This window comes from Helicobacter aurati (genome assembly GCF_003364265.1).
Classification (GTDB): Bacteria; Campylobacterota; Campylobacteria; order Campylobacterales; family Helicobacteraceae; genus Helicobacter_A; species Helicobacter_A aurati.
Genome location: NZ_NXLW01000034.1, coordinates 1 through 3,267 on the forward strand (window position 1 = coordinate 1; position 3,267 = coordinate 3,267).

Sequence of the window (3,267 nt, forward strand, 5' to 3'; positions counted from 1 at the left end):
TTTTTTTTTTTTTTTTTTTTTTTTTTTTTTTTTTTTTTTTTTTTTTTTTTTTTTTTTTTTTTTTTTTTTTTTTTTTTTTTTTTTTTTTTTTTTTTTTTTGATTGTCGATCAATTAGCGTTTCTATCTAATATATAACATAATAATGTATTTTTCACATATTTTTAAAAAATAGGAATTATTGTGTTTTATAAAAATTTATCATTAAAGTTTAAACTATTGTTTTTTATGGGTGCTTCTTGTCTGTCGTTTCTGACTTTGATAGGTGTTCTTTATTTGGGCGGTATGGAAACAGTAAAGGAAGTACAGAATCAGACTTATGACATAATGAAAGTAGAAACACAAGACAGATTGAAGTTATCCACGGATTCAGTAGCCCATGCTTTAGGAGAATTAGTACAAGGAAAAAGTGAACAAGAGCAAATAGCAATTATTACAAAAGCTATTGAAAAATTTCGCTATGAAGATGACAAATCGGGTTATTACTTTGTTTTTAAGGGCAATACAGCAATTGTACATCCAAGTATAGTAGGCGATGGGAGCCAACTACATGATATAAATGGTGTCCATTACATTACTGAACTCTATAAAGCAGCACAAAGAGGCGGTGGCTTTGTAGAATATATCTTTATCAAACCTTCGTCACAAGGTCAAACTATAGAAATTCCCAAGATGACCTATTCTATCTTTATTCCACATACTGACAATATATGGATTTCCACAGGTGTCTATATTGATAATCTCACTGCTGAATCAGAACAAGCAGCAGCATCGATTGACGACATTATTACAACAGAAGATACAAAAGCAATTGTCATTTCTTTTATTGTATTATTAGTAGTTGTTCTTCCTATAGCGTTTATTTTTTATAGAAATTTAGTAACAAATATGACTCTTATTCAAAAAGGGCTTAATTCATTTTTTCAATATCTCAATAATGAAATACAAACAATAGAAAGAGTTGACATTCACTCCAAAGACGAATTTGGCAAACTTGCAGATTCTATTAATACCGAAATCAAACGTGTAGAAAGTAATTTGACGCGCGATAAACGTCTAATTGATGAGGCAGCGCGTATTGTAGATAAAGTCTCACAAGGAGACCTTACTGTACGTATTATAGAACAAACAAACAATCCGCAATTAGAAAATTTAACAAACACATTTAACACCATGCTTGATTCCTTTCAATCTAATATTGGTTCAAATCTTAATGAGATTCAAAAAGTTTTTAATGATTATAAAAACATGGATTTTACTGCGTGCGTTCCTCAAGCACAAGGAAATATTGAGATTAGCATCAATATGCTTGGAGCAGAAATCAAAAAAATACTTCGCACCTCGCTTCAATTTGCAAATCGCTTAAATGCCGATATTGAAGCCTTGCAAGAATCTTCAGAGAATCTAAATCAAAGTGCTAGCAATCAAGCAACCAATCTCACACAAACCGCACAAGCTGTTACACAAATTGCAAATTCTATGGAAAACATTAACGGCAAAACTGATGTAATTACTGCACAAAGTAATGATATTAAAAATATCATTGAAATCATTGGAGATATTGCTAAACAAACCAATCTCTTAGCATTGAATGCAGCGATTGAAGCGGCACGTGCAGGAGAAAGCGGACGTGGCTTTGCAGTCGTAGCAGATGAGGTAAGAAAGCTCGCCGAAAGAACACAAAAAAGCCTTAGTGAAATTGAAGCAAACGTTAATATTTTAGTGCAAAATATTAACGACGTATCGGAATCTATTAAAGAACAAACATTAGGTGTTACTAAAATTAACGACTCTATTGTCAATATGGATACGTTAACGCAGAATAATGTAACAATCGCGAAGCATTCCAGTGAAATCAGTGATAGTGTTAGGAATACCTCACTTGCTATTCTTGAAGACGCTAATAAGAAAAAGTTTTAAACAAACTTTAGCTTTCAGAATCTATTTATTTTGATTCGGTACTTTAACTTTTTATCCTATTAACATACCCTTCTTTTGTATGAATAATGATAAATGACATCAAACTTATAAAATAACAGGGATAAAATCCGATAAAATTCCCATATTTCATCCAAAGGAGCGACTATGCGGCGCAAAGATAGAATGCTTGATAGAGACAAAGCCATAGAGATAATGACAAAAGCTCCCTATTGCGTCCTTAGCACTTCGCCTTTAAGTGTGCCTGATTTCAAACCCAACAAAGATGCTTTATACAAAAATTCTGATTGCTTTGGGAGCAAAGAATCTCATTTCAACCCCGATAATAACGAGCTGGAGCCGCAAAATCAAATCTTTAGCATCCCCATATCTTTTGTCTATCATGAAAACAAACTCTTTATCCACACCGCCAAAGCAGGACGCAAGATTGCCTTTTTTCGTGATGGTGCGCTACTTTGTGCTGTGTTTGTGGGGCGCGTGCAAGTGCCAGAACTCTATACACACGAAGAATTACAACAAATCGCACAAGATGAGCCTAAAAAACTTGGTAGTCATGTTTTTACAACCGAATATGAAAGTACGATTGCCTATGGCAGAATCTTTGCATTGCGAGATATAAAAGAGCAGGACAAAGCAATGAGCTTACTTTGTGCAAAATATATGCCCGATAAAATGGAGTTTGTCCAAACCTCTGTCAATACCGAGCGCAAACATTTGAATGTCTATGAGATTGTGCTAGAGCAAATAAGCGCAAAGGCAAAGGTGCTTGGGTAAATTCTCAATAAATATATAGTGAAAATTGCTAGATTTGCGTTAAGAAGAAATGAATATGCAATAGTATAAGAAAATTACTATTTTAAAGTGAATCTAATAACTAAAGAATATTAAGAGAAATTCCTAATATTTTTTGATAGAGAGATTGCGCTTCTATCTTGTCATGTCTTAAGCGTAGCGAAGAATCTCATGAGATGTTTCGGGCAAGCCCTCAACATGACAAAAGCATAAATTGTCATTGTGAATCCTCCCCTTGTCATTCTGAAGGAGCGAATGCGACTGAAGAATCTCAACAAGTCAAAAGAGATGTTTCGCTTGCTATGCAAGCTCAACATGACAATCTATCTTGTCATTCTGAGGAAGCACGAAGTGCGACCGAAGAATCTCACAATATAGAATCTCAACATACAAATCCCTAAGAGATTCTATATTATCATTGTGTTTTCATTCTCATTAGGGGCAAGCTATGCAAATTAAAGAACTTTTAGAATTCCTGAAATATGAAGAAGTAGAGTTTAAGCCTTTGCAAGAAATTTGCTATTTGAGAGCTGGGGACA

3 protein-coding genes are annotated in these 3,267 nt (G+C 33.7%); all 3 read left to right on the forward strand.

The genetic code is table 11. From position 1 onward, the window contains the following. Positions 1-181 precede the first annotated feature (181 nt). The 3 genes from CQA66_RS09625 (at position 182) to CQA66_RS09005 (ending at position 3,129) form a co-directional block, all read left to right on the forward strand. Entirely contained in the window at positions 182-1,918 is a 1,737-nt protein-coding gene (locus CQA66_RS09625; protein ID WP_104762861.1) for a methyl-accepting chemotaxis protein, read from the forward strand. 165 nt (positions 1,919-2,083) lie between these two features. Next, positions 2,084-2,710 carry a pyridoxamine 5'-phosphate oxidase family protein gene (locus tag CQA66_RS09000; RefSeq protein ID WP_104762860.1) on the forward strand — a complete coding sequence of 209 codons (627 nt, stop codon included), beginning with the start codon at positions 2,084-2,086 and terminating at the stop codon, positions 2,708-2,710. Between the two features lie 158 nt (positions 2,711-2,868). Continuing rightward, complete coding sequence (locus CQA66_RS09005; protein ID WP_147289232.1) at positions 2,869-3,129, forward strand: hypothetical protein; 261 nt, start codon at positions 2,869-2,871, stop codon at positions 3,127-3,129. Positions 3,130-3,267: the final 138 nt, after the last annotated feature.

What these genes read in the sequence shown, in the direction of transcription:
- CQA66_RS09000 (WP_104762860.1), top strand. Translation starts at nt 2,084, where the DNA reads ATGCGGCGCAAAGATAGAATGCTTGATAGAGACAAAGCCATAGAGATA.